The sequence below is a fragment of the Streptomyces sp. NPDC057474 genome, assembly GCF_042802555.1.
Classification (GTDB): Bacteria; Actinomycetota; Actinomycetes; order Streptomycetales; family Streptomycetaceae; genus Streptomyces.
The window spans coordinates 53,363-73,306 of record NZ_JBHVDX010000007.1 but is presented as its reverse complement, the minus strand read 5'-3'; the positions used below and the strand labels follow the sequence as shown (position 1 = coordinate 73,306).

The following is a 19,944-nucleotide window of genomic DNA, read 5'->3' as shown; positions in this document are numbered from 1 at the left end:
ATCAGGTTGCCGGGTGTGTGGGAGCCTGACAGGGCGTCAGGACGCGGTGGAGAGCCGAGTTCGGCCCTGTGTTCAGGATGAGGAGATCCATCCCACGATCAGTCAACATGACAGTGGCGTATCCAGAGTACGATATCCGACCACCCTGGTCCGTAACCGGATAGGATCCCTGAGTGGCTGAGATTTCGAAAACGGCAGACCAGGCTCTGTCCGTCCTGCTTGCGGTCAGCGAGAAGGGCCCGCGGACGCCGGCGCAGCTCGCACGCGACCTGCAGATGAACCGCACGGTGGTGCACCGGTTGCTGTCCACGCTGCACCAGCGAGGCTTCATCATCCGACAGGATGATGGTTACCTCCCTGGAACGATGCTCGTGCGGCTCGCCGAGCGGGTGCAGCCCGAGCTCAGGGCCAGGGGGCGCGCGACGATGCTGCAGCTGGTCGAGGTCGTCGCCGAGACAGTGGTTTTGCACGTCCGCGACGGCGACGATGTGCTCGTTGTCGAGCAGGTCGTGTCGGACCGCCACCCAGTGCGCGTCGAACACAAGATCGGCTCTCGGCATCCTCTGGTACTGGGCGCCAGCGGCCGAGCCATACTCGCTTTCCTGGACGACGCTGCAAAGGGCCGGATCATCCGCGACGTCGACGATAGCGAGGCGCTCACACGCCAGCTCGAAGGCGCCCGCCAGCTCGGCTACACACTCTCCCACGACGAACTGCAGGAGGGAGTGCACGGGATAGCGGTCCCCGTGCTGGACGGTTCGGGCCATGCCCTGGCGAGTATGGCGATCCTGGTGCCCGCTTCTCGCGCCGGCAAGGTGACGCAGCATGTCGGTGCCTTGCTCAAGGCGGGGCAGGAGCTGTCGGCCACGTTCCAGAGTGATCTTCCTCAGTCCTGACCCTCCTGGCCAGGAGGGCGCTGTGGCCACACGGGCAGGTCGGTGAAATATGAGGCGAGGACGCTCGGCGTCCTCGCCTCGATGCTTGTGTCGGCGTAAGTGCATCGGTCCTCGCTGCTCGGCCCGACGGATCAGGTTCGAACCACTGTCTGGTCTCCCGGGCTGCCCTGGCGCGGGCAAAACCTAGCCATCCATGCCCGAATAACGAACGCCATCGTGGCATGCGGCTCCCGCGAAGGCCTTGGCCGCAGGGAAGAGTACGTAAGTCGCGCCACCCCGTTGCGGTTGCCGGAGCGATTGCCTACCCTGTATCGAACTAGTACGACCGATATTCGGTCTACTCAGTGCAGTGCTTCGGCACCATCCCGTTCTGTCGATCCGACGAGAGGCCGAACTCAGTGACCGAGTCCGTATCAATCCAGCCCATCGACATCCAAGGCACCTCCGACCCCGACTTCATCGAAGTCAACGGAGTCGACGTGGCCTACCGCCGTGCCGGCGCCGGCGCTCCCCTGCTCTTCCTGCACGGCATGGGGATGGCGAACAGCTGGCTCGAATCCCACGCCAAGCTGGCGGAACACTTCGACGTCATCGCGGCGCAGCTCCCCGGCTTCGGTCGCACGGCTCGACCGGCCTGGTACCGCACCCTGGACGACTACGTCCCGCTCCTCGCCGACTTCCTCAACGCCCTCGACATCCCGAAGGCCCATGTGGTCGGCCACTCGCTGGGTGGCTATGTGGCCGGGGCTTTCGGAGCCGTCTATCCCGAGCGACTGCTGTCTCTGACGCTGGTCGCGCCGTTGCCGATGCCCGTCGTTCGGGCGCCGGAGTTGGAGGGGGGCCATGACGGGCCGGTCCCGCCGAACATCATGGCCATCCTCTTCAACGACAACGAGGCCGCGTACTCCGAGTACGACCCGCCTGCGGACCTCGGGCTGTTCGTCTCCGAGGCTGACGACGAATTCGCGGACCCGAGTGCGTGGAAGCTCGACGCCGCGCCCGGCCTCTACCGCCATCTGTCGCGCATCAAGGTGCCCACACAGCTGGTGGTCCCGGACGAGGACCGCGTTGTGCCCGAGGCGGTGTTCCACGACTGGGCCCGCTGGCTCGGGGACGCGCCCATCGTGAAGATCAGCGGCACCAAGTATCCGACCGGGCACATGCTGACCGCCCAGGAGCCGCAGGCTTTCGCCGACCAGATCGTCGCGCTGGCCGAGCGCGCCTCGACCTGATCGAGCGTGGCGGGTTGGCGTCGGCCCACGGACCATCGGCAACGCGACGCCGACAGCTGTGCCCTGACCGGCAACGGGGGACTGGGCGCAGCGCAAGGAGCTGGGCTCAGAAGCAGATCGTCGATTTCCTACGGCTAGAGGGAAACCATGAGTCAAACTGTTGTCGTCCCGGATTCCGCTGTTTCCGCGCGGACTGTTGACGTCGGAAGCCTTGAGACCGCCTTCCGGCGGAAGGGCGCCGGCGATCCCCTGCTGTTTCTGACCGGGCAAGGGTATTCGGGCCGCTGGATTCCCCTGTACGAACAGTTGGCCGCTCGGTTTGACGTCATCGTTCCGGATCATCCGGGATTCGGCGGTACGGAACTTCCGGACTTCATCGTCGACTTCAACGACCTGTCGGTCCACTACGCGCAGTTCCTGGAGGCCGTCGAGGCGGGGCCGGTCCATCTTGTGGGGCACGGGTTCGGCGGCTGGGTCGCTGCCGAATTCGCCGCGGTCTATCCCGAGCGGGTGCGATCCATGACGCTCATCGCGCCGTCCGGCCTCAGGCCGATCGCGGAGGAGCCGATGGTCGACCCGTACCGGATGAGTCGGGACAAGTGGCTCGACAACGCCCTGGGCTCCGACCGGGAGCAGCGGGTGCCGATCGTCGACATCGACCCCAATCCGGTCGAGCAGATGCTGGCTGACTACAAGGAGCGGATGGGGGTCGCCCGTGTCGCGTGGAATCCCCGCTACAGCCTGCGCCTTGAGCACCGTCTGCAACGCGTAAACGCTCCGACGCAGGTCCTCGTGCCCGATGAGGACGCCTTGACGGCGCCGTCGATCGCCCTCCGGTACGCCGAGTTGCTGGGCTGCGGCCCTGTTACCCCCGTCTCCGGAATCGGGGCTCCGACACAGCACCTCATGGTGATCCAGGAGCCCGAGCAGATCGCCGTGAAGGTGGGCGACCTCGTCGACTCGGCCGCCAAGGGCCACAACTCGTAGCAAGAAAAGGTCAGTTGGAGCGCGCGCTCCTCCTGTGAGGTGAACGCCATGACGAACACGTGGATTCCCCAAGGTGTCGCCGTGACGCTCACCGTGGTGGTGATGGTCCTCCTGCTGGTGCACGTCCGTCACCTGTTCCGTGCGGGACCCCAAGCCAGGCTGTGGCACGGTGTGCATGTTCTCGCGGCTCTCGGGATGATCGACATGACCGTTCCGACGGACTTGATGCCCGTACCGGCCACGGCCGCCGGTGGCGTCTTCGTCGGCGCTGCCTCGCTCGCCGGCGGATACACCCTTGTCGGCCCGATCCGCGGCACCCGCCGTTGGTCGTGGCTCTGGGCACTGGCGACGGTTCACCTGGCGACCATGGCCTACATGTTCACCACGGTGGTGCCCCCGTCGGACGGACTGACCCTGACGCTCGCGACCTGGGCCCTGGTGGACGCCGCGCTGTGGGCGTCCGGGCCACTTGCCGCGAGGGTCCGAACCTTGTCGGAGACTGCGGCGTCCGCCGGAACGCCCGGCCGTTGGACCCATGCAGCAGCTGGGTACACACGCTCGGTGCGCGTCACGCCGGCCGTCATGGGCCTGGTCATGGCATACATGCTCATTGCGATGCAGTTCGGCGGTTCGACGACGCACGGCGACGAATCCGAAGGAGAGACGCCGGACATGATCGTTCACCAGCACGGTTGAAAGACAAATAACGGCATCGCCAAGAGGAGGTGTAACGCATGCCCGTTGTCAATGAGGACCACGGCAGGTTGATCCGGCTCGATGCGTTGTACGACGACCCTTATCCCACCTATTTCGAGCTCAGAGGTCGCCCGGTCGCCTATGTCCCCGAAGCCGGCCGCTATTTGGTGGCGCGGCACGCCGATGTCATGTATGTCGAGCAGCATCCGGAGATATTCAGTTCGGCCGAGGAGGACTCGCTCATCACACGAGTGATGGGCTCGACCCTGCTGCGCAAGGACGGCTGCCCGCATATGAGGGAACGCAAGGCGGCCGAACCCGCATTGCGGCCGCGAGTGGTCAGGAACCACTGGAAGCCCGTCTTCCAGCAGATCTCCGACGAACTCATCGACGGATTCGCCGACCGTGGCGAGGCCGATCTCTTCGTCGACTATGCCGGCCCCATGGCCGCACTCAGTCTGGCCGCGATGCTCGGCTTCCGCGGAGTCTCCGCGGACGACATGCAGCGGTGGTCGCAGACGATGATGGACGGGATCGGCAACTACGCCGACGATCCCGGCGTCTGGGAGCGGGCCGAGCGCTCGGCGGCCGAGGTCGGCGCCGCGGTGGACGAGACCATGGAGCGGGTGCGCGAGGCACCGGACGAGTCGATCGTCTCGGCGATGCTGCGCGGCGAGGACCCGATCGACGTGGAGACCGTCAAGTCGAATGTGCGGGTGATCATCGGCGGCGGCATCAACGAGCCGCGCGACGCCGTTCTGACCGCGATCTACGGACTGCTCGACAACCCCGACCAGTTGGCCGAAGTACGAGCCGATGAGAAGCTCTGCGCGGCGGCCTTCGAGGAAGCCGTGCGCTGGGTCTCTCCCATCGGCATGTACCCGCGACAGACGACCCGGGAGACAGAGTTGGGCGGAACCCTGCTGCCGAAGGGCGCCCGGCTGGGAGTGCTGATCGGATCGGCCAACCGTGACGAGGCCGTCTTCGAGGACCCCGACCGGTTCGACATCCGGCGCGGTTCGCGGCCCCACATCGGCTTCGGCGGCGGACCGCACTACTGCCTGGGCACGTGGGCGGCGCGGGCGCAGGTCGGCGAGGTCTCGCTGCCCAACCTGATCAGACGGCTGCCCAACCTTCGACCTGTCGGCGGCACCGAAACCCGGTGGGGCGGCTGGGTGTTCCGTGGGCCGCTGAACCTCGCGGTCAGGTGGGACGTCTGATGGCCGAGGTGACCTTCCGGTTCAACGGGCAGACCCGCACCATCGACGTACCCGACGGGACCAGCCTGATGAAGGCCGCGGTCGAGTCCGGAATCGACGGAATCATCGGTGAATGCGGCGGCAACGCCATGTGCGCGACGTGCCATGTCTACACCGACCCGGCCGATGCCGGCAGGCTCCCCGAAGCAGGGGAGGACGAGGACGAGATGCTCGACTGCACGGCCGCGGAGCGCCGCGACGGCAGCCGGCTCAGCTGCCAGCTCGTCGCGAGCCCGGACCTCGCGGGGCTGACGGTCGAGGTGCCCGAGGACCAGCGGTGATCGCCGGTGTCGTCATCGTCGGCGCCGGCCAGGCCGGTGTGGACGTGGCGACCGGCTTGCGGCGGCAGGGCTACGAAGGCCCGGTCACGGTGGTCGGAGAGGAACCCGGGGCGCCCTACCAACGGCCGCCGCTCTCCAAGGAGTTCCTGCTCGGCACCGCCGACGAGAACGCGCTCACTCTGCACACGGAACGCTTCTACGCCGACAACTCGATCCAACTGCACACCGGAACGCGGGTCGACTTCCTCGACACCACCGCCCGCGTGGTGCGACTCGCCGACGGACACAGCCTGCCCTACACCGACCTCGTCCTTGCGACGGGAGCGGTGGCGCGCCGGCTCACGGTGCCCGGCACCGATCTCAACGGTGTCGTGACCCTGCGTTCCCTGGCCGATGCCCACCACATACGCGAGCGCCTCGCCCACGTGCACAAGGTTGTCGTCGTGGGCGGGGGGTTCGTCGGCCTGGAGTTCGCGGCTGTCCTGTCCGGGCGCGCAGAGGTCGAGGTCACCGTCATCGGCCACGCGGAGAGGCTGCTCCGCCGCTCCGTGAGCGCGCCGTTGTCCGCGCACGTGGCGGACGTACATCGGAGCCGCGGTGTGAAGTTGGTCTTCGGACAGGAAGTCGCCGAGATCCTCGGCCAGGACGAGGGGCACGTCACCGGAGTACGAGACGGAGAGGGCAGGACTCACGAGGCCGACCTGGTCGTGGTGGGGATCGGTGCCGAACCGCGTACCGACCTCGCCCGGGCCGCGGGCCTCAAGGTCGACGACGGAATCGTGGTCGACGACCGGCTGCGGACATCGGCACCGAATGTCTACGCGGTGGGGGACTGCGCCCGGTGTGCAGGAGTGCGCCTGGAGTCGGTGCAGAACGCGACCGGCCATGCCGCTCACGTCGCCCGCGCCATCGCGGTCGGTGATCCCGGCCCCTATCGCGACCTGCCCTGGTTCTGGAGCAACCAGAAGGGACTGCGCCTGCAGATGGCGGGCGTCACGGCACCGGACGACGAACTGCAGGTGCTCGGCGACGCAAGCTCGGGCCGGTTCAGCGTGCTGGCCTTCCGCGGCGGGAGACTCGTCGCGGTCGAGTCGGTCAACAGTCCGGCCGATCATGTCGCGGCCCGCACTCTGCTGGGTGGCGCACGAGTGGTGACCCCGAACGACACGTCGAAGCCGGGGTTTCGGCTCCGGTCCCTGACAGCCGCGGCCAAAGCGGCCGTCTGACCCGCTGCCAACGTCGAACCACCGAGTTCGCCTGTCGAACTCCGAGGAGGAGTGGCACGTGCCCTACTTCATGCATCTGGGAGAGACACCCCGCACCCGCCACATCCGGTTCCGTCGACCCGACGGGACCCTCTACCGCGAGGAGTTGATGGGGGAGGATGGCTTCGCCTCCGATTCCTCGCTCCTCTACCACCGCGAAGCTCCGACCGAGGTGGTCTCCGCGGAGGCGGCGGAGGGAGCAGCCCGACCGCAGATGGTGGCGAACTTCCCGCTCAAGCCACGACACCTGCGCCCCCACGAACTCGCCGGCAAGGGCGACCTGGTGCGCGACCGGCATGTCCTGCTGGGCAACGACGACGTGGTCATGGCCTACGCCGTCGCCGACACGCCTTCGCCGCTGTACCGCAACGCCATCGGTGACGAGCTCGTCTACATCGAGATGGGCTCGGGACGGTTGGAATCGGTGTTCGGCACCCTGGAGGTCGGCAAGGGCGACTACGTGATCGTGCCCACTGCCACCACGCACCGCTGGGTCCCCGCCGACGGTGACACGCTGCAGGCGGTGGTCTTCGAGGCCGCCGGACACGTCCGGCCACCGAAGCGCTACCTCTCGCAGGCCGGGCAGTTCCTGGAGAACGCTCCCTACTGCGAGATGGACCTGCGGCGCCCCGAAGGCCCGCTGCTCGCCGAGGGTACCGACGTCGAGGTCCTGGTGCGCAATCGCGACGGCGTCACCCGCTACGTGCACGCCACCCACCCGTTCGACGTGGTGGGCTGGTTCGGCTGTCTGTACCCGTACGCCTTCAACATTGCCGACTTCTCGCCCGTCACCGGCTCCCTGCACCGGCCGCCGCCGGTACATCAGACCTTCGAAGGCCCGGGCTTCGTCATCTGCTCCTTCGTACCCCGCCTGTTCGACTACCACCCCGAGGCGGTACCCGTCCCGCCGTTCCACGCCAACGTCGACTCCGACGAGGTGCTGTTCTACGCCGACGGCAGCTTCATGAGCCGCCGGGGCACCGGTATCGGCCAGGGGTCGGTCTCACTGCACCCCGCTGGATTCATCCACGGCCCGCACCCAGGCAGTATCGAAGCCGCACTCGGCGCGGAGCGGACCGAGGAAACCGCCGTCATGCTCGACACCTACCGGCCCCTGCGCCTGGGCCCGGTCGCGGCGGACTGCGAGGACCCCGACTACCTCAGCAGTTGGCGGGCCCGCCGATGAACACCCCCGCCCCCACCACAGAACGTGAGCTGCTCGCGGTGCCGATGGGCGCTTCCGCCTCAGCGAACGAGATCTACTCCGGAGTGGCCCGGATGGCCGGCACTTTGTGGTGCTCCCGGCACCGGGCGCGGCCGGGCAGGATCGCCCGCACCGCGGTGGTCACCATCCACCCGTCCTCCAACTTCCTCGGCCACTACGCGCTGAGCGCCTTCGCCAGGGCCGGTGTCGACGCGATCGGCATGACGACCCGCTACATCGGCAACGACACCGCCCTGTTGCTGGAGAACTGTGTCGTCGACGTCGGGTCGGTCGTCCGACACCTGCGGAACGAGGGCTACGAACGGGTCGTGCTGTTCGGTAACTCCGGAGGCGGGGGCCTCGTTTCGCTCTACCAGAACCAGGCCGAACAGCCCACGATCACGTCGGCACCCTCAGGTGGCGGCCCCGACCTCACCCGGGCCGACCTGCCCCGCGCGGACGCGCTCATCCTGGCGATGGCCCACCCCGGCCGGGCCCAGTTGCTCGCCGAATGGCTCGACCCGGCGGTCCGTGACGAGCAGAACCCGCTCGACCGCGACGCGGAACTCGACATGTTCGACCCCCTCAACGGGCCTCCATACGCACCGGAGTTCCTGCGGCGCTACCGGGCCGCTCAACTCGCCCGCAGCGAAGCGATCACCGCCCGGGCCGAGAAGCAGCTGGCCGAGCTGAGTACCCGCGGAATCGCCGACATGCCGTTTCTGGTACACGGCGTCTGCGCAGACCCCCGGTTCCTGGACCTGTCCCTGGACCCGTCCGACCGTGAACCCGGGACGCTCTGGGGCGACGCGTGGAACGCGAACTTCCAGCCGGCCGCGCTCGGGCACTACACGACACTGCGCTCCTGGCTGTCCCAGTGGTCCGTCAGCCGCACGCGCGGTGACGGACCGGCCAGGCTGCGCGCGGTCACGGCCCCCGTGCATGTCGTCTACGGCACCGCCGACCAGGGCTGCTTCCCCTCGCACGCGCATGCTCTGTACGAGGCGGTGCGACACGACCGCAAGGCGATCACCCCGGTCAAGGGCGGCAAGCACTACCTCAACGGCCAACCGGAACTCACGGCCCTCATGGTGGAGACGCTGCTGGCCTGGATGGATGGCGTCCTGGCCTGACGGCCACGTTCGGGACTTCGTCCAGAACCCCCATTTTCATCGGTGGGGCTGCCGATCTCCGACGACGGAGAGCAGCTGGAATTTGTCGTAGCTTTCGGTGCCAGGGGTGGCTGTGTAGACCAGGAGGATCTGGTCCTGCCCCGGATCGAGCAGGGTCTGGCATTGCAGTTCGAGGACACCGAGGTCGGGATGGGCGAAGCGCTTGCTCTCCGGGCGGCGGACCCCGATCTCGTGCTTGTTCCACAGCGTGGTGAACTCTGTGCTCCCGGCCAGCAGCGCCTCGGCGATTTCACCCGCGCGGGAACCCGGCCCTTGGCGGGTGTAGGCGACGCGCAGGTCGGAGACGAAGGCGCGGCTGTGCTGAGAGTGATCGGCCTCGGGGTAGATCCGCCTGGCCCGGGGATCGGTGAACCAGCGGTAGATCAGACTGCGGGACAGTCCGGTGTGGGTGGTGTCGTTCCCGACGAGGGCGACCGCCGACCGGGTTTGGACCAAGGCCTCGTCGAGCGCGGTCAGCACTTGGGCCGGCGTGTCGGCCAGACGGTCCAGGATGCGCATCATCCCTGGAGAGACGTGGTCTGTCAGGGGGGTGGGGCCAGGCATTTGGTGCCCGGCGATCTCGAACAGGTGGTTGCGTTCATCCTGTGTCAGGTGCAGGGCGCGCGCGATCGAGGCGAGGATCGGTTCGGAGGGGGTCGGGCCGCGCTGCTGTTCGATACGTGCGTAGTAGTCCACGGACATTCCGGCCAGCATGGCGATCTCCTCGCGGCGCAGGCCCTGAGAGCGGCGACGCGGCCCGCGCGGCAGGCCGACATCCTCGGGCTGCAGGGCCTCGCGGCGAGTGCGGAGAAAGTCGGCGAGCTGAGCGCGGTCCATGATCCGGTCCGTTCGTGGTGAGGTGACAGGTGCAGCCACTCCAGCAGGTGCCGAGACGGGCCCCCGCGTTGACCCGCTGGGGCGGTCACATCAGGGTTCCGCCAGAGGCCTCGATGCGCTGACCGGTGATCCAGCCGGTGCCGGGGGAGAGCAGAGCGGCGATCGCGCCGCCGATGTCGTCGGGCAGACCGACGCGGCCAAGGGCGGCGTTTCCGGCCCAGAGTGCGTTGACCGCCTCGTTGTCCCGGACCGCTCCGCCGCCGAAGTCGGTGGCGATCGGTCCCGGGGCGACCGTGTTGACACTGATGCCGCGTCCGCCCAGCTCCTTGGCCAGGTACCTGCTGTAGGTGTCCACCGCGCTCTTGACCGCGCCGTACACGCTGAAGCCCTCGCCCACGAACCGGGCCAGGCCGGTGGACAGGTTCACGATGCGCCCACCATCGACGAGCAGGGGCAACAGCTCCTGAGTCAGGAAGACCACGCCCTTGAAGTGCACATCTACCAGGAGGTCGAATGCCTCGACGCTGGTCTGGCCGACCGGGGTGTACGCCGCGACGCCGGCGTTGTTGACCAGGTAGTCAAAGGTCTCGCGGTCCCAGGTTGTGGCCAGCGCCTTACGCAGGCCGGCGGAGAACGTGGGGAAGGTGTCGAGCGACGTGGTGTCCAGCTGGAGGGCGACGGCCCGGCGGCCCAGCGCGGTGACCGCGTCCACCACCTCGGCAGCCTCGGCCTCGTTCGACCGGTAGGTCAGGACGACATCGGTGCCCGCCTCGGCAAGCTTGAGCGCGGTGGCCCGGCCCAGCCCCCGGTTGCCGCCAGTGATCAGGGCGATCGTCTGCTGAGTCATCTCTTTGGTACTCCTCATCGGGCTTCATACGCAAAGGGCCGTGGTGCCACTCACGCAGCGGAGAAACCGCGATATCGAGAATGCGTGGCTCGGCTGGGAGGGGGGAAGGCACACCTGATCCGGGGACAACTTGTCCCCCCTTGAGCACCACGGCTCCCTGCTTGGCCGAGTGGTGAACCCCAGCCGGAATGAGGCTGCGCCAGCGCCAAGCTCTCGACGAACACACTTCGACCCGAAACAACCTGCACGGGTTCGGCGGCTGCCGGGTCGGTGAGCACTCGGCTGCGGTCCTGGTCATCGAGCCGTGGGGCTCCGCGCTCGGTATGGGTCCCCGACCGCGCCGTCCGAGATCTTGACGGCGCGATCGCCGGCCGCAACCTCGACGGCAGCACCGTTCAGCCACGCCGTCAGCGCTGTCTCCTCCGGCGGGATCGATGACACGTTCCCCAGGGCCCTCGACGTCCCCGCCGTCGGCACGCCCTCCTGCTGCCCCGCCCGCGTACGGCGACGGCACCGCCCGCCCGCTGAGTCGATCTGCCGGCGCACGTAGGGCGGGGCGAGGGTGTGCCCGGCTGCGGCCTGGTGCTGCGGAAGTGGTTTCTGGTGCAGGCGATGTCGTGTGACTGCGGCGGCCAGGCTGTCGCCCGGCCTCGGGTTTCGTGGTTGTCCCTGTGGCCGTGGACGCGCGGGACGGTCCCCGTGGCAACCTCCGTTTCGGTCTACGGTTTCTGGTGCCGTTCGAGGGCTGTGCCCGCGGCTGCCTGGGGAGCCGACCGCTGACGGGGCGGTGGGTCGGCCTCCGCTTACATGGTCGAGGGGCTCAGGTCCAGGCAGGTGCCGGTATCGGTGGTCCCGTGCGTTCGCGGATGTCCGAGAGGGTTGCTCCTGGGGCGAGTTCGACCAGGGACAGGCCGTCGGGCGTGATGTCGAGGACGGCGAGGTCGGTGATGACGCGGTGGACGCAGGCCTGCCCGGTCAGTGGGAGGGTGCATTCGTCGACGATTTTTGGTGTGCCGTCCTTGGCGGTGTGTTCCATGAGGACGATGACCTTGCGGGCGCCGTGCACCAGGTCCATGGCACCGCCCATGCCCTTGATCATTTTGCCGGGTACGGTCCAGTTGGCGAGGTCCCCGGTCGCGGAGACCTGCATGCCGCCCAGCACGGCGACGTCGATGCGGCCGCCGCGGATCATCCCGAAGGACAGCGCCGAGTCGAAGAACGCGGCGCCGGGCAGCACGGTGACGGTCTCCTTGCCCGCGTTGATCAGGTCGGGGTCGACCTCGTCGTCGTACGGGTAGGGGCCGGTGCCCAGGATGCCGTTCTCGGAGTGCAGCACCACGTGGACGCCGGACGGGAGGTGGCCCGGGATGAGGGTGGGCAGGCCGATGCCCAGGTTGACGTAGGAGCCGTCGGGCAGTTCGAGTGCGGCGCGGGCCGCCATCTCGTCGCGGGTCCAGGCCATCAGTGCCGCTCCTCACGCTTGCGGACGGTGCGCTTCTCGATGCCCTTGTCGTCGGCGGGGACGGGTCCCACGACCCGGTCGACGTAGATGCCGGGCAGGTGTACGGCGTCGGGGCCGATGGCGCCGGGTTCGACGAGTTCTTCGACCTCGGCGATCGTGATACGGCCCGCCATGGCCGCCAGGGGGTTGAAGTTGGCGGCGCTGCGGTGGAAGACGAGGTTGCCGTGCCGGTCGCCGCGGGCGGCCCGTACGAGGGCGAAGTCGGTGGCGATGGCCTCCTCCAGGACATACGTCCGCCCTTGGAAGATCCGCGTCTCCTTCGGCGGGGAGGCGACGGAGACGTTGCCGTCGGGGCCGTAGCGCCAGGGCAGCCCGCCGTCGGCGACCTGGGTGCCGACCCCGGCCGGGGTGTAGAAGGCGGGGATGCCGGTGCCGCCGGCGCGCAGTCGTTCGGCGAGGGTGCCCTGCGGGGTGAGCTCCACCTCCAGTTCACCAGCGAGGTACTGACGGGCAAACTCCTTGTTCTCCCCGACGTAGGAGCCGGTCACCCGGGCGATCCGGCCCGCCGCCAGCAGGGTGCCGAGCCCCTGACCGTCCACGCCGCAGTTGTTGGAGACCACGCGCAGACCGCCGGCGCCGTGGGCGAGCAGGGCGCCGATGAGCACGGTGGGGACACCGCACAGGCCGAAGCCGCCCACCGCCAGCGAGGCCCCTTGCGGTATGTCGGCGACCGCGTCGGCGGCCGAGGCCATGACCTTGTCCACGTTGTTCGTGCCTTTCTGTTGTTCATGGCCTTCCCGGTGCCGGACGCCGTGTCGGGCACCGGGGTTCGCCAGAGGCGGCTCATTCAGGGGTGGAGGCATCGGGCGGGGGGAGAGCCGTCGCTCCGGCCCGCCCCCACGAGTGCGGGGGCATCCCCTGCGCCGGGCGGACGGCAGAGGAATCGGGCGGACGCCCTTGGTGCCCACCTGATCGGTTGGAGGGCCGGTCGGTGCCGCGAACATCGCCTGACGCGGCACTGGCAGACGCGGGCTTCCTTCGAGACGCCCGCCGCCGAAGGTGTCGGACGCCGAACGTGTCGGATTCGGGCGCCCCGCCGGCCACGCACTCTGCCGTCGCGGTCACGGAGCCTAGGCCGGGAGCGCCACCTGTTCAGTGAGTGCGACGCCCCGTTCGGCGGCTTCGACGACGTTCGCGAGCAGCATCGCCCGCGTCATGGGGCCCACTCCGCCCGGATTGGGCGACAGGTACGCCGCGACCTCCGCCGCCGCCGGGTCGACATCCCCGGTGACCCGGGCCTTCCCGTCACGCTGTACCCGGCTCACCCCGACGTCGAGCACGATCGCACCGGGGCTGAGATGTTCCGCCCTGACCATGTGGGGCGAACCGGCGGCCGCGACGACGACGTCGGCGCGGGCCAGTTCGTCCGCCAGATCGGCGGTCGCCGTGTGGGCGCTGATCACGGTCGCGTCGATGCCACGGCGGGTCAGCAGCAGCCCGATCGGGCGGCCGACTGTGAGTCCCCGGCCGATGACCAGTACACGTTTGCCCCGCAGCGAGATGCCGTGGCGTTCGAGCAGTTCGACGCAGCCGCGCGGAGTGCAGGGGACCGGCGAGGTCATCGGGTCTCCTACGTTGGCCACGAGGCGACCGAGGTTGACCGGATGCAGTCCGTCGGCGTCCTTCGGGGGCGCGATGGCCTCAAGGACACGCTGCTGGTCGACATGGGGAGGCAGGGGGAGCTGGACGATGTAGCCGGTGCAGTCCGCGTTCTCGTTCAGCTCGGCGACGGTGTCGAGGATCGCCTGCTGCGATGCGTCGGCCGGGAGTGTGCGGCGCAGCGAGGCGATCCCCGTCTCGGCGCAGTCGCGGTGCTTGCCGTCGACGTACCACCGAGAGCCGGGGTCGTCGCCGACGAGGACGGTGCCCAGGCCGACCGGGAAGCCCCGATCGGTGAGCGCCGCGACCCGTCCCTTCAACTCGCCCTTGATGGTCGCCGCCGTGGCGAGCCCGTCGAGCAGGCGTGCGGTCATGATTCTGGCTCCTGTTCTCGTTCTCGTCACGGGGAGGGGCGGCTTCGCGACCGCGCATACGCTGCTGATCAGGCGGTCCGCCAGCCCGGCCGGTAGTCCTCGCGAGCGACGGCTGAGTAGGGAGTGGGGCTCACGGTCGCCCGTACCTTGAACTGCTCGTGGCGCTCGACCGTGGCCTTCTCGGAGCCACCGTTCGGCTCGCCCCAGACCACGCTGACCTCGCTGCCCAGCGGGACCGACGGGTCGAGCGTGCCGAGCGAGAGGGCCCGACGCTCGTTGGCGCTGTACCCGGTCCACATCGAGAAGCCGAGCGGGCGGTCGTCGGCGTCGAGCACGGTGTCGAAGTTGAAGAAGCCGTAGTTGGCGAGGGGGAGGTCGAAGTACTTGTAGCCGATGCCCTCCTCGCTCACCATCGAGGAGAAGATCTTCGCCAGGTCCTCAGGGTGCCAGGCGAGGGTGACCTTACGGCGCTGGGTCGCCGGGTCGGTCTTCTCGAGCGCGTCGCGGCCTATGAAGTCGTGGTCGAACGAGATGAACGAGCCGTAACCCAGCTCCCACGGCGTGAGGTAGTAGTCCTCGATCTTGTCGGACACGAAGCTGCCGGCGATCGCGTTGCGGGCCTCGCAGCTCTCCGCGCCGAGCCAGGTCCGGTACGGGCGCAACCCCTCACCGGTGTAGATGGCGGGCAGTGGGTCGGGGATCCAGCCGGATTCAAGGGTGTTGGTGGGATAGGTACGCCCACCGACCGCCCGTAGTCCGAATTCCTCGCCGGCCTCGACGACCGCGTCCCGGATCCGTACGTAGTCCTCGAACGGCCCCCACAGTTCCAGGCCCGGCACGCCGGCCATGCCGTGGCGGAGTGTCCGCACCCGGGTGCCGTCGATGTTCATGTAACCCATGTGGAAGAAGCGGAGCTTCTCCACCGGCCCGCCGTTGAGCTTCTCGATGATGTCCCAGGCCCGCGGGCCCTGGATCTGAAGCCGCCAGTGCTTGCGTACGACGGGCTGGCCCATCGGGTTGGTGGGGGAGCGGCGGTCGACCTCGATGTTCACCGCGTAGCCGCCGGTCTCACCGTGGTAGCGCAGCCAGTTGCCGGCCGGCGGGCGGCCGATGTACACGAACTGCTCCTGCTCCTCGCGGAACAGGATTCCGTCACCGACGACGTAACCCTCGGCCGTGGTCGCGACGTACTGCTTGGCCCGGTTGACGGCGAAGTTGGCGACGCTGTTCACCGCGGTGTCGGAGATCAGCTTGAGCGCGTCCCGACCCGTGATGACCAGGGTGTCCATGTGGTGGGTCTGGTCGAAGAGAACGGCCGTCTCCCGCCAGGCCTTCTGCTCGGAACGCCAGTTGCTGAACTCGGAGGCGACGACCGGGACGATGTACGACGGGTTCTGCGCGTTACGCAGGTGCTCGACGATGTTGCCTGACGCGTCGATGACTTCCTGGAGATTGGCGGGATGCATATGTCCTTCTCAGGGCCGGATCGCGCGCCGACCGGCCGAAGACCGGGGACCGGAAAACGGACGCCAGGAGCAGGTCGGCGATGACTCCAGAAGTCTCGAACCAGGAAGGCTATCGAGCAAATACCGAATAGATTTCGCCGCTATAGCGAACCGCTATGGCTTGTCGCTCTCTGGTGAGCTGTCGGCCGCCGAGGTGTCCCAACTGCTCGACGCCATAGCCCGCTCCTGGACCGCCAGTTCTCGCATCGCCGCCTGCGCCGGGCTCGGATCGCTGTCCCGCCGCCAGACGGCCGCGATCTGCAGGGTGGGCAGCGGCGGGTCGATGCGTCTGACGGTGATGCGCGGCAACGGGGCGCCGCCCGTCTCCGGCTCGGGCAGGACCGCCACGCCCAGTCCGGCAGCGACCAGAGGAAGACAGGTCGGGATCGTCGCGACGGTCCGCTTGACGCGAGGGACGACGCCGCGCGCGTACAGAGCTCCCTCGACGACCTCGGCGAGGCTGGGCACGGCGAGCGTGCGGCGCGGGACGAACAGGGTGCGACCGTCCAGCTCACGCAGGTCCATCGGATCGCTGATGTGCTCGTCCTCCGGTGGCAGCACAGCACGCAACTCCAGTTCGCCGCACGGCGTGAAGTCGAGCGAGGCGGCGTAGTTCTCCGCGAGGCGCCGGTTGTCCGCGGTCACGATGAACGCCAGGTCCGCCGCCCGCTCCAGCACCATGTCGATGGCGTCCAGTGGTCCGGGATCGAGCAGCCGGACGTCGACGTCGGGGTGCTCGGCCTCATAGCGGCGCAGCATTGACGGGATACGGTTCCACATCAGGGACGGGACGGCGGCGAGGGTGATGCGGCCGGTGTGGCCGGTGCTGTAGCGGGCCAGCCGGTCGGTCAGGGCCGAGACGTCGTCGAGGATCTGGTGGGCGCTCTCCAGCAGTTGGCTGCCCGCGCCGGTGATCCGGACCCCCTTCGAGGTGCGGACGAACAACGTCACACCGAGCTCTCGTTCCAGATGCGCGATGGCGAGGCTCAGCGGTGGCTGGGACATGTGCAGGACGGTCGCCGCGGCAGAGAACGAGCCGGCCTCGGCGATGGCGATGAAGTACTTGAGCTGCCGGAGTTCCATGACCGTCCTCCCGTCATTCATTCTCTGTATAGCGACTATATCCAGATGATTCTTCCCATATGGCTGGCCGTCAACGAGGATCCTGTTCCAGGCGGCGTCGCTGACGGATCTCCGCCCCGCGCTCCCCTGGCCGGTGGATCGGACCACCGCTGCGATCCGGAGTGAGCGCGGCCGGCTGACCAGGCGTGTCAGTGGCCCGGTCGAGCGGGTGCACTGCGTTCCGCCGTGGAGGAGGGCACATCCCATGCAGCACGACTCCGGTGGTCAAAGGCGACTCGGGCAGCGCCCGAACGTGCTTGACGACTTCTCGCTGGAAATGACGGGCAAGGACGTTCCCGGGCTCGACGAGGCCGCGGAACTGCTCCCGATCGGGACCCGCGTCAACATCACCTACCTGGGCAACGAGACCATGGAAGAGCGGGTCGACGCGGCCAGAGCGGTGCGCCGCCACGGTTTTGTCGCGGTCCCGCACATCTCCGCCCGCCGCCTGCGTTCGACAGCCGAACTCGGCGAGTTCCTCGCGGCGCTGGGCGAGGCCGGGGCGGTCAACGAGGTCTTCGTCGTCGGCGGCGACCCGACGACGCCCGCCGGCCGATTCGCCGACAGCCTCTCCGTTCTGCGCAGCGGGATGTTGCAGACGGCGGGCGTGCGGCGGGTCGGCTTCGCCGGATATCCGGAAGGGCACCCGCACATCGCGGACCACAAGCTGGCCGAGGCACTGCATGCCAAAACCGCTCTGCTCACAGAGCAGGGCCTGGTCCCCGCCGTGATCACGCAGTTCGGCTTCGACGCCCAGCCGACCCTGGCCTGGATCGCCGCGATCCGAGGGGAGGGGATCGACGCCCAGATACGCGTCGGGGTTCCCGGGCCGGTCGGCATCAAGCGCCTGCTGTCGTACGCCCGCCGGTTCGGTGTGTCCTCGTCGGCCGGGATCGCGCGCAAGTACGGCTTCTCCCTCGCCAATCTCATGGGCACCGCCGGTCCCGACGCATACGTCTCGGCGCTGGAGGAGGGCCTCGATCCGGCCGTCCACGGCGATGTCCGGATGCACTTCTACACGTTCGGCGGCATGCGCGCGGCCTCGGAGTGGGCCCGTGACTTCGCTGTCCGACTCGACCCCACCCAGTCTGCGAGGACGGCCTGAGATGACCACCATTGCACAGCCGGCGGCCGCCACCGCTCCCACGTCCGCCGGGCAGGCCGACCATGGCTGCCTCGTCGTCCAGGGCCGGGACAGGCCCGGCATCGTCGCCGCGGTGACCGCACTGCTCCAGAGGCACGGGGCCAACATCACGGCTCTGGACCAGCACTCGGACGATCCGTCGGGCGGTGCCTTTTTCCAGCGCACGGTGTTCCGTCTCCCCGATCTCGCCGTGCGCGTCCCGGCGCTCGAAGCGGACCTGGATTCACTGACCGGCCAACTGGACCTGAACTGGGAGCTGTTCGACCAGGCCGCCCCCAAGCGGGTGGCGATCCTGGCGTCGAAGTCCGATCACTGTGTGCTGGATCTGCTCTGGCGCCAGCGCCGGGGCGAGATCCCCATGACCGTTCCGATGGTGATCTCGAACCATGCCGATCTCGCCGCCGACGTACGGAACTTCGGCGTCCCGTTCATCCACACGCCCACGGACGCGACGAACCGCGACGCGGTCGAGGCCGAGCATCTGGACCTGCTCAGGGGCAACGTCGACCTGGTGGTTCTCGCCCGCTACATGCGGATCCTCTCGCCCGGCTTCCTCGAGAAGATCGGCGTCCCGGTCATCAACATCCATCACTCGTTCCTGCCGGCGTTCATCGGCGCCGCGCCCTACCGCAGGGCGCACGAACGCGGCGTGAAGCTGGTCGGGGCCACCGCCCACTACGTGACGGAAGACCTCGACGAGGGGCCCATCATCGACCAGGACGTCGCCCGCGCCTCGCACCGCGACAGCGTGGCCGAGCTGGTCCGCAGGGGTGCCGACGTCGAACGACAGGTGCTCTCCCGCGCGGTTCTGTGGCACTGCCAGAACCGCGTCGTCAGGCATGACAAGCACACGATCGTCTTCTGACCCCTGAACCAGTTCCCTGGATGCACGGCCCCACCCGCACTGCCCTTTGGAGAGGACATGCTCCCCGTCTGGAACCGCACTCCCGCCTTCACCATCACGCGGGCCAGTCACGCCGTCCTGGCCGTCGCCGATCTCGGCGCGAGCAGGGACTTCTACCGTGATGTCACCGGACTCGTCGTCACCGAGGAGACCCCGGACACGATCTACCTGCGCGGCGTGGAGGAAGCGGCCCACCACAGTCTCGTCCTGCGCAAGTCCGACAGCCCTGGCCTGTGCGAGCAGGTCGGGTTCCGGGTGACCGACGACGACGAGATCGAGAAGGCCCACCGCCATCTCGCGGAGCTCGGCATCCATGCCACCTTCGTCGATGTGCCGTACCAGGGCCGGACCCTGCGCTTCGTCGACCCGGTGGGCACGCACATCGAACTCTGCGCGTCCATGGAGACCGTGCCGCGCCAGATGCAGCAGTTCCACACCTTCCGGTCCGCCGCTCCGGAACGGTTCGACCACTTCCAGATCGTCACGTACGACGTGCAGGCCGCGGTGGACTTCTACTCCGCCCTCGGATTCCGCATGTCCGAGTACACCGCGACCGACGGCACCGACGACATGTGGGGCACCTGGCTGGAGGTCAAGGGCAACACCCACGACCTGGTCTTCACCAACGGACGCGGCCCCCGCATGCACCACTTCGGCTACACGGTCCCGGACGTGTCCGCGCTGATGCACGCCGCCGACGTGGCGGGCAGCCTCGGCCACGGCGATCAGATCGACCGCGGCCCGGGCCGGCACGGGATCAGCAATGCCGTCTTCCTGTATCTGCGTGACCCGGACGGACACCGCATCGAACTGTTCACCACGCACTACCAGTTCATCGACCTGGAGGCCGAGCCGATCCGCTGGGACCTGTCGAACATGCGCCGCTCCCAGTTGTGGGGCATGCCCGCGTCGCGCCGGTGGTTCTTCGAGGCCAGTGAGTTCCCGGGCGAGAAAGTGCGCGATCCCCTGCTCAAGGTCACACCCACCACTCTCGAGGACTACCTCGCCATCCACTGATTGAATTCCGGCCGCGCGGTCGCGCTTGGGGGGACGCAACCGCGCAGCCGGAGCCCACTTCGAGTCGACGAGGACCAGCCC

General features: G+C 68.4%; 19 protein-coding genes. 12 read left to right on the top strand and 7 right to left on the bottom strand.

Annotated features, from left to right (window positions below; genetic code table 11):
• Positions 1 to 173 precede the first annotated feature (173 nt).
• From ACFU53_RS03385 to ACFU53_RS03345, 9 genes are all read left to right on the top strand, one after another.
• The gene (locus ACFU53_RS03385) at positions 174 to 896 is read left to right on the top strand and encodes an IclR family transcriptional regulator (protein WP_383985575.1); all 723 of its coding nucleotides are present in this window, start codon (positions 174 to 176) and stop codon (positions 894 to 896) included.
• A 398-nt stretch (positions 897 to 1,294) separates the two neighbouring features.
• Complete coding sequence (locus tag ACFU53_RS03380; protein ID WP_383985573.1) at positions 1,295 to 2,128, top strand: alpha/beta fold hydrolase; 834 nt, start codon at positions 1,295 to 1,297, stop codon at positions 2,126 to 2,128.
• Between the two features lie 147 nt (positions 2,129 to 2,275).
• Positions 2,276 to 3,115 carry an alpha/beta fold hydrolase gene (locus ACFU53_RS03375; RefSeq protein WP_383985571.1) on the top strand — a complete coding sequence of 280 codons (840 nt, stop codon included), beginning with the start codon at positions 2,276 to 2,278 and terminating at the stop codon, positions 3,113 to 3,115.
• A gap of 48 nt (positions 3,116 to 3,163) precedes the next feature.
• Complete coding sequence (locus ACFU53_RS03370) at positions 3,164 to 3,811, top strand: hypothetical protein (RefSeq protein ID WP_383985569.1); 648 nt, start codon at positions 3,164 to 3,166, stop codon at positions 3,809 to 3,811.
• Positions 3,812 to 3,849: 38 nt separating this feature from the next.
• Positions 3,850 to 5,031, top strand: a complete 1,182-nt coding sequence (locus ACFU53_RS03365) for a cytochrome P450 (protein ID WP_383985567.1) — start codon at positions 3,850 to 3,852, stop codon at positions 5,029 to 5,031.
• Complete coding sequence (locus ACFU53_RS03360) at positions 5,031 to 5,351, top strand: 2Fe-2S iron-sulfur cluster-binding protein (RefSeq protein ID WP_383985565.1); 321 nt, start codon at positions 5,031 to 5,033, stop codon at positions 5,349 to 5,351. Before ACFU53_RS03365 ends, ACFU53_RS03360 begins: the two co-directional genes overlap by 1 nt.
• Positions 5,348 to 6,577: an NAD(P)/FAD-dependent oxidoreductase gene (locus ACFU53_RS03355; RefSeq protein ID WP_383985563.1), complete on the top strand. Its 1,230-nt coding sequence runs from the start codon at positions 5,348 to 5,350 to the stop codon at positions 6,575 to 6,577. Before ACFU53_RS03360 ends, ACFU53_RS03355 begins: the two co-directional genes overlap by 4 nt.
• Before the next feature lie 58 nt (positions 6,578 to 6,635).
• Entirely contained in the window at positions 6,636 to 7,802 is a 1,167-nt protein-coding gene (locus tag ACFU53_RS03350) for a homogentisate 1,2-dioxygenase (RefSeq protein ID WP_383985561.1), read from the top strand.
• Positions 7,799 to 8,953 (top strand): hypothetical protein, encoded by a 1,155-nt coding sequence (locus tag ACFU53_RS03345; RefSeq protein WP_383985560.1) that lies wholly within the window; start codon positions 7,799 to 7,801, stop codon positions 8,951 to 8,953. The genes ACFU53_RS03350 and ACFU53_RS03345 overlap by 4 nt, the downstream gene beginning before the upstream one ends.
• A gap of 36 nt (positions 8,954 to 8,989) precedes the next feature.
• On the opposite strand, the gene ACFU53_RS03340 is transcribed toward ACFU53_RS03345, so the two are convergent.
• From ACFU53_RS03340 to ACFU53_RS03310, 7 genes are all read right to left on the bottom strand, one after another.
• A complete protein-coding gene (locus ACFU53_RS03340; protein ID WP_383985558.1) occupies positions 8,990 to 9,829 on the bottom strand; it encodes a helix-turn-helix transcriptional regulator in 840 nt (279 codons plus the stop codon).
• A gap of 85 nt (positions 9,830 to 9,914) precedes the next feature.
• Positions 9,915 to 10,676, bottom strand: a complete 762-nt coding sequence (locus tag ACFU53_RS03335) for an SDR family NAD(P)-dependent oxidoreductase (RefSeq protein WP_383985557.1) — start codon at positions 10,674 to 10,676, stop codon at positions 9,915 to 9,917.
• A gap of 820 nt (positions 10,677 to 11,496) precedes the next feature.
• Entirely contained in the window at positions 11,497 to 12,138 is a 642-nt protein-coding gene (locus ACFU53_RS03330) for a CoA transferase subunit B (RefSeq protein ID WP_383985555.1), read from the bottom strand.
• The gene (locus ACFU53_RS03325) at positions 12,138 to 12,902 is read right to left on the bottom strand and encodes a CoA transferase subunit A (protein ID WP_383985554.1); all 765 of its coding nucleotides are present in this window, start codon (positions 12,900 to 12,902) and stop codon (positions 12,138 to 12,140) included. Before ACFU53_RS03325 ends, ACFU53_RS03330 begins: the two co-directional genes overlap by 1 nt.
• A gap of 366 nt (positions 12,903 to 13,268) precedes the next feature.
• Positions 13,269 to 14,171 (bottom strand): bifunctional methylenetetrahydrofolate dehydrogenase/methenyltetrahydrofolate cyclohydrolase, encoded by a 903-nt coding sequence (locus ACFU53_RS03320; RefSeq protein WP_383985552.1) that lies wholly within the window; start codon positions 14,169 to 14,171, stop codon positions 13,269 to 13,271.
• 68 nt (positions 14,172 to 14,239) lie between these two features.
• Positions 14,240 to 15,637, bottom strand: a complete 1,398-nt coding sequence (locus ACFU53_RS03315; protein WP_383985550.1) for an aminomethyl transferase family protein — start codon at positions 15,635 to 15,637, stop codon at positions 14,240 to 14,242.
• 153 nt (positions 15,638 to 15,790) lie between these two features.
• On the bottom strand, positions 15,791 to 16,759 hold the full coding sequence (locus ACFU53_RS03310; RefSeq protein WP_383985548.1) for a LysR family transcriptional regulator: 969 nt from the start codon (positions 16,757 to 16,759) through the stop codon (positions 15,791 to 15,793).
• 244 nt (positions 16,760 to 17,003) lie between these two features.
• Between ACFU53_RS03310 and ACFU53_RS03305 the strand changes: the two genes are divergently transcribed.
• From ACFU53_RS03305 to hpaD, 3 genes are read left to right on the top strand one after another with little or no spacing between them, the layout of a single operon-like run.
• Entirely contained in the window at positions 17,004 to 17,903 is a 900-nt protein-coding gene (locus ACFU53_RS03305) for a methylenetetrahydrofolate reductase (RefSeq protein ID WP_383985546.1), read from the top strand.
• Position 17,904: 1 nt separating this feature from the next.
• Complete coding sequence (purU, locus tag ACFU53_RS03300; RefSeq protein ID WP_383985544.1) at positions 17,905 to 18,807, top strand: formyltetrahydrofolate deformylase; 903 nt, start codon at positions 17,905 to 17,907, stop codon at positions 18,805 to 18,807.
• Between the two features lie 57 nt (positions 18,808 to 18,864).
• The gene (gene hpaD, locus ACFU53_RS03295; RefSeq protein ID WP_383985542.1) at positions 18,865 to 19,863 is read left to right on the top strand and encodes a 3,4-dihydroxyphenylacetate 2,3-dioxygenase; all 999 of its coding nucleotides are present in this window, start codon (positions 18,865 to 18,867) and stop codon (positions 19,861 to 19,863) included.
• Positions 19,864 to 19,944 lie beyond the last annotated feature (81 nt).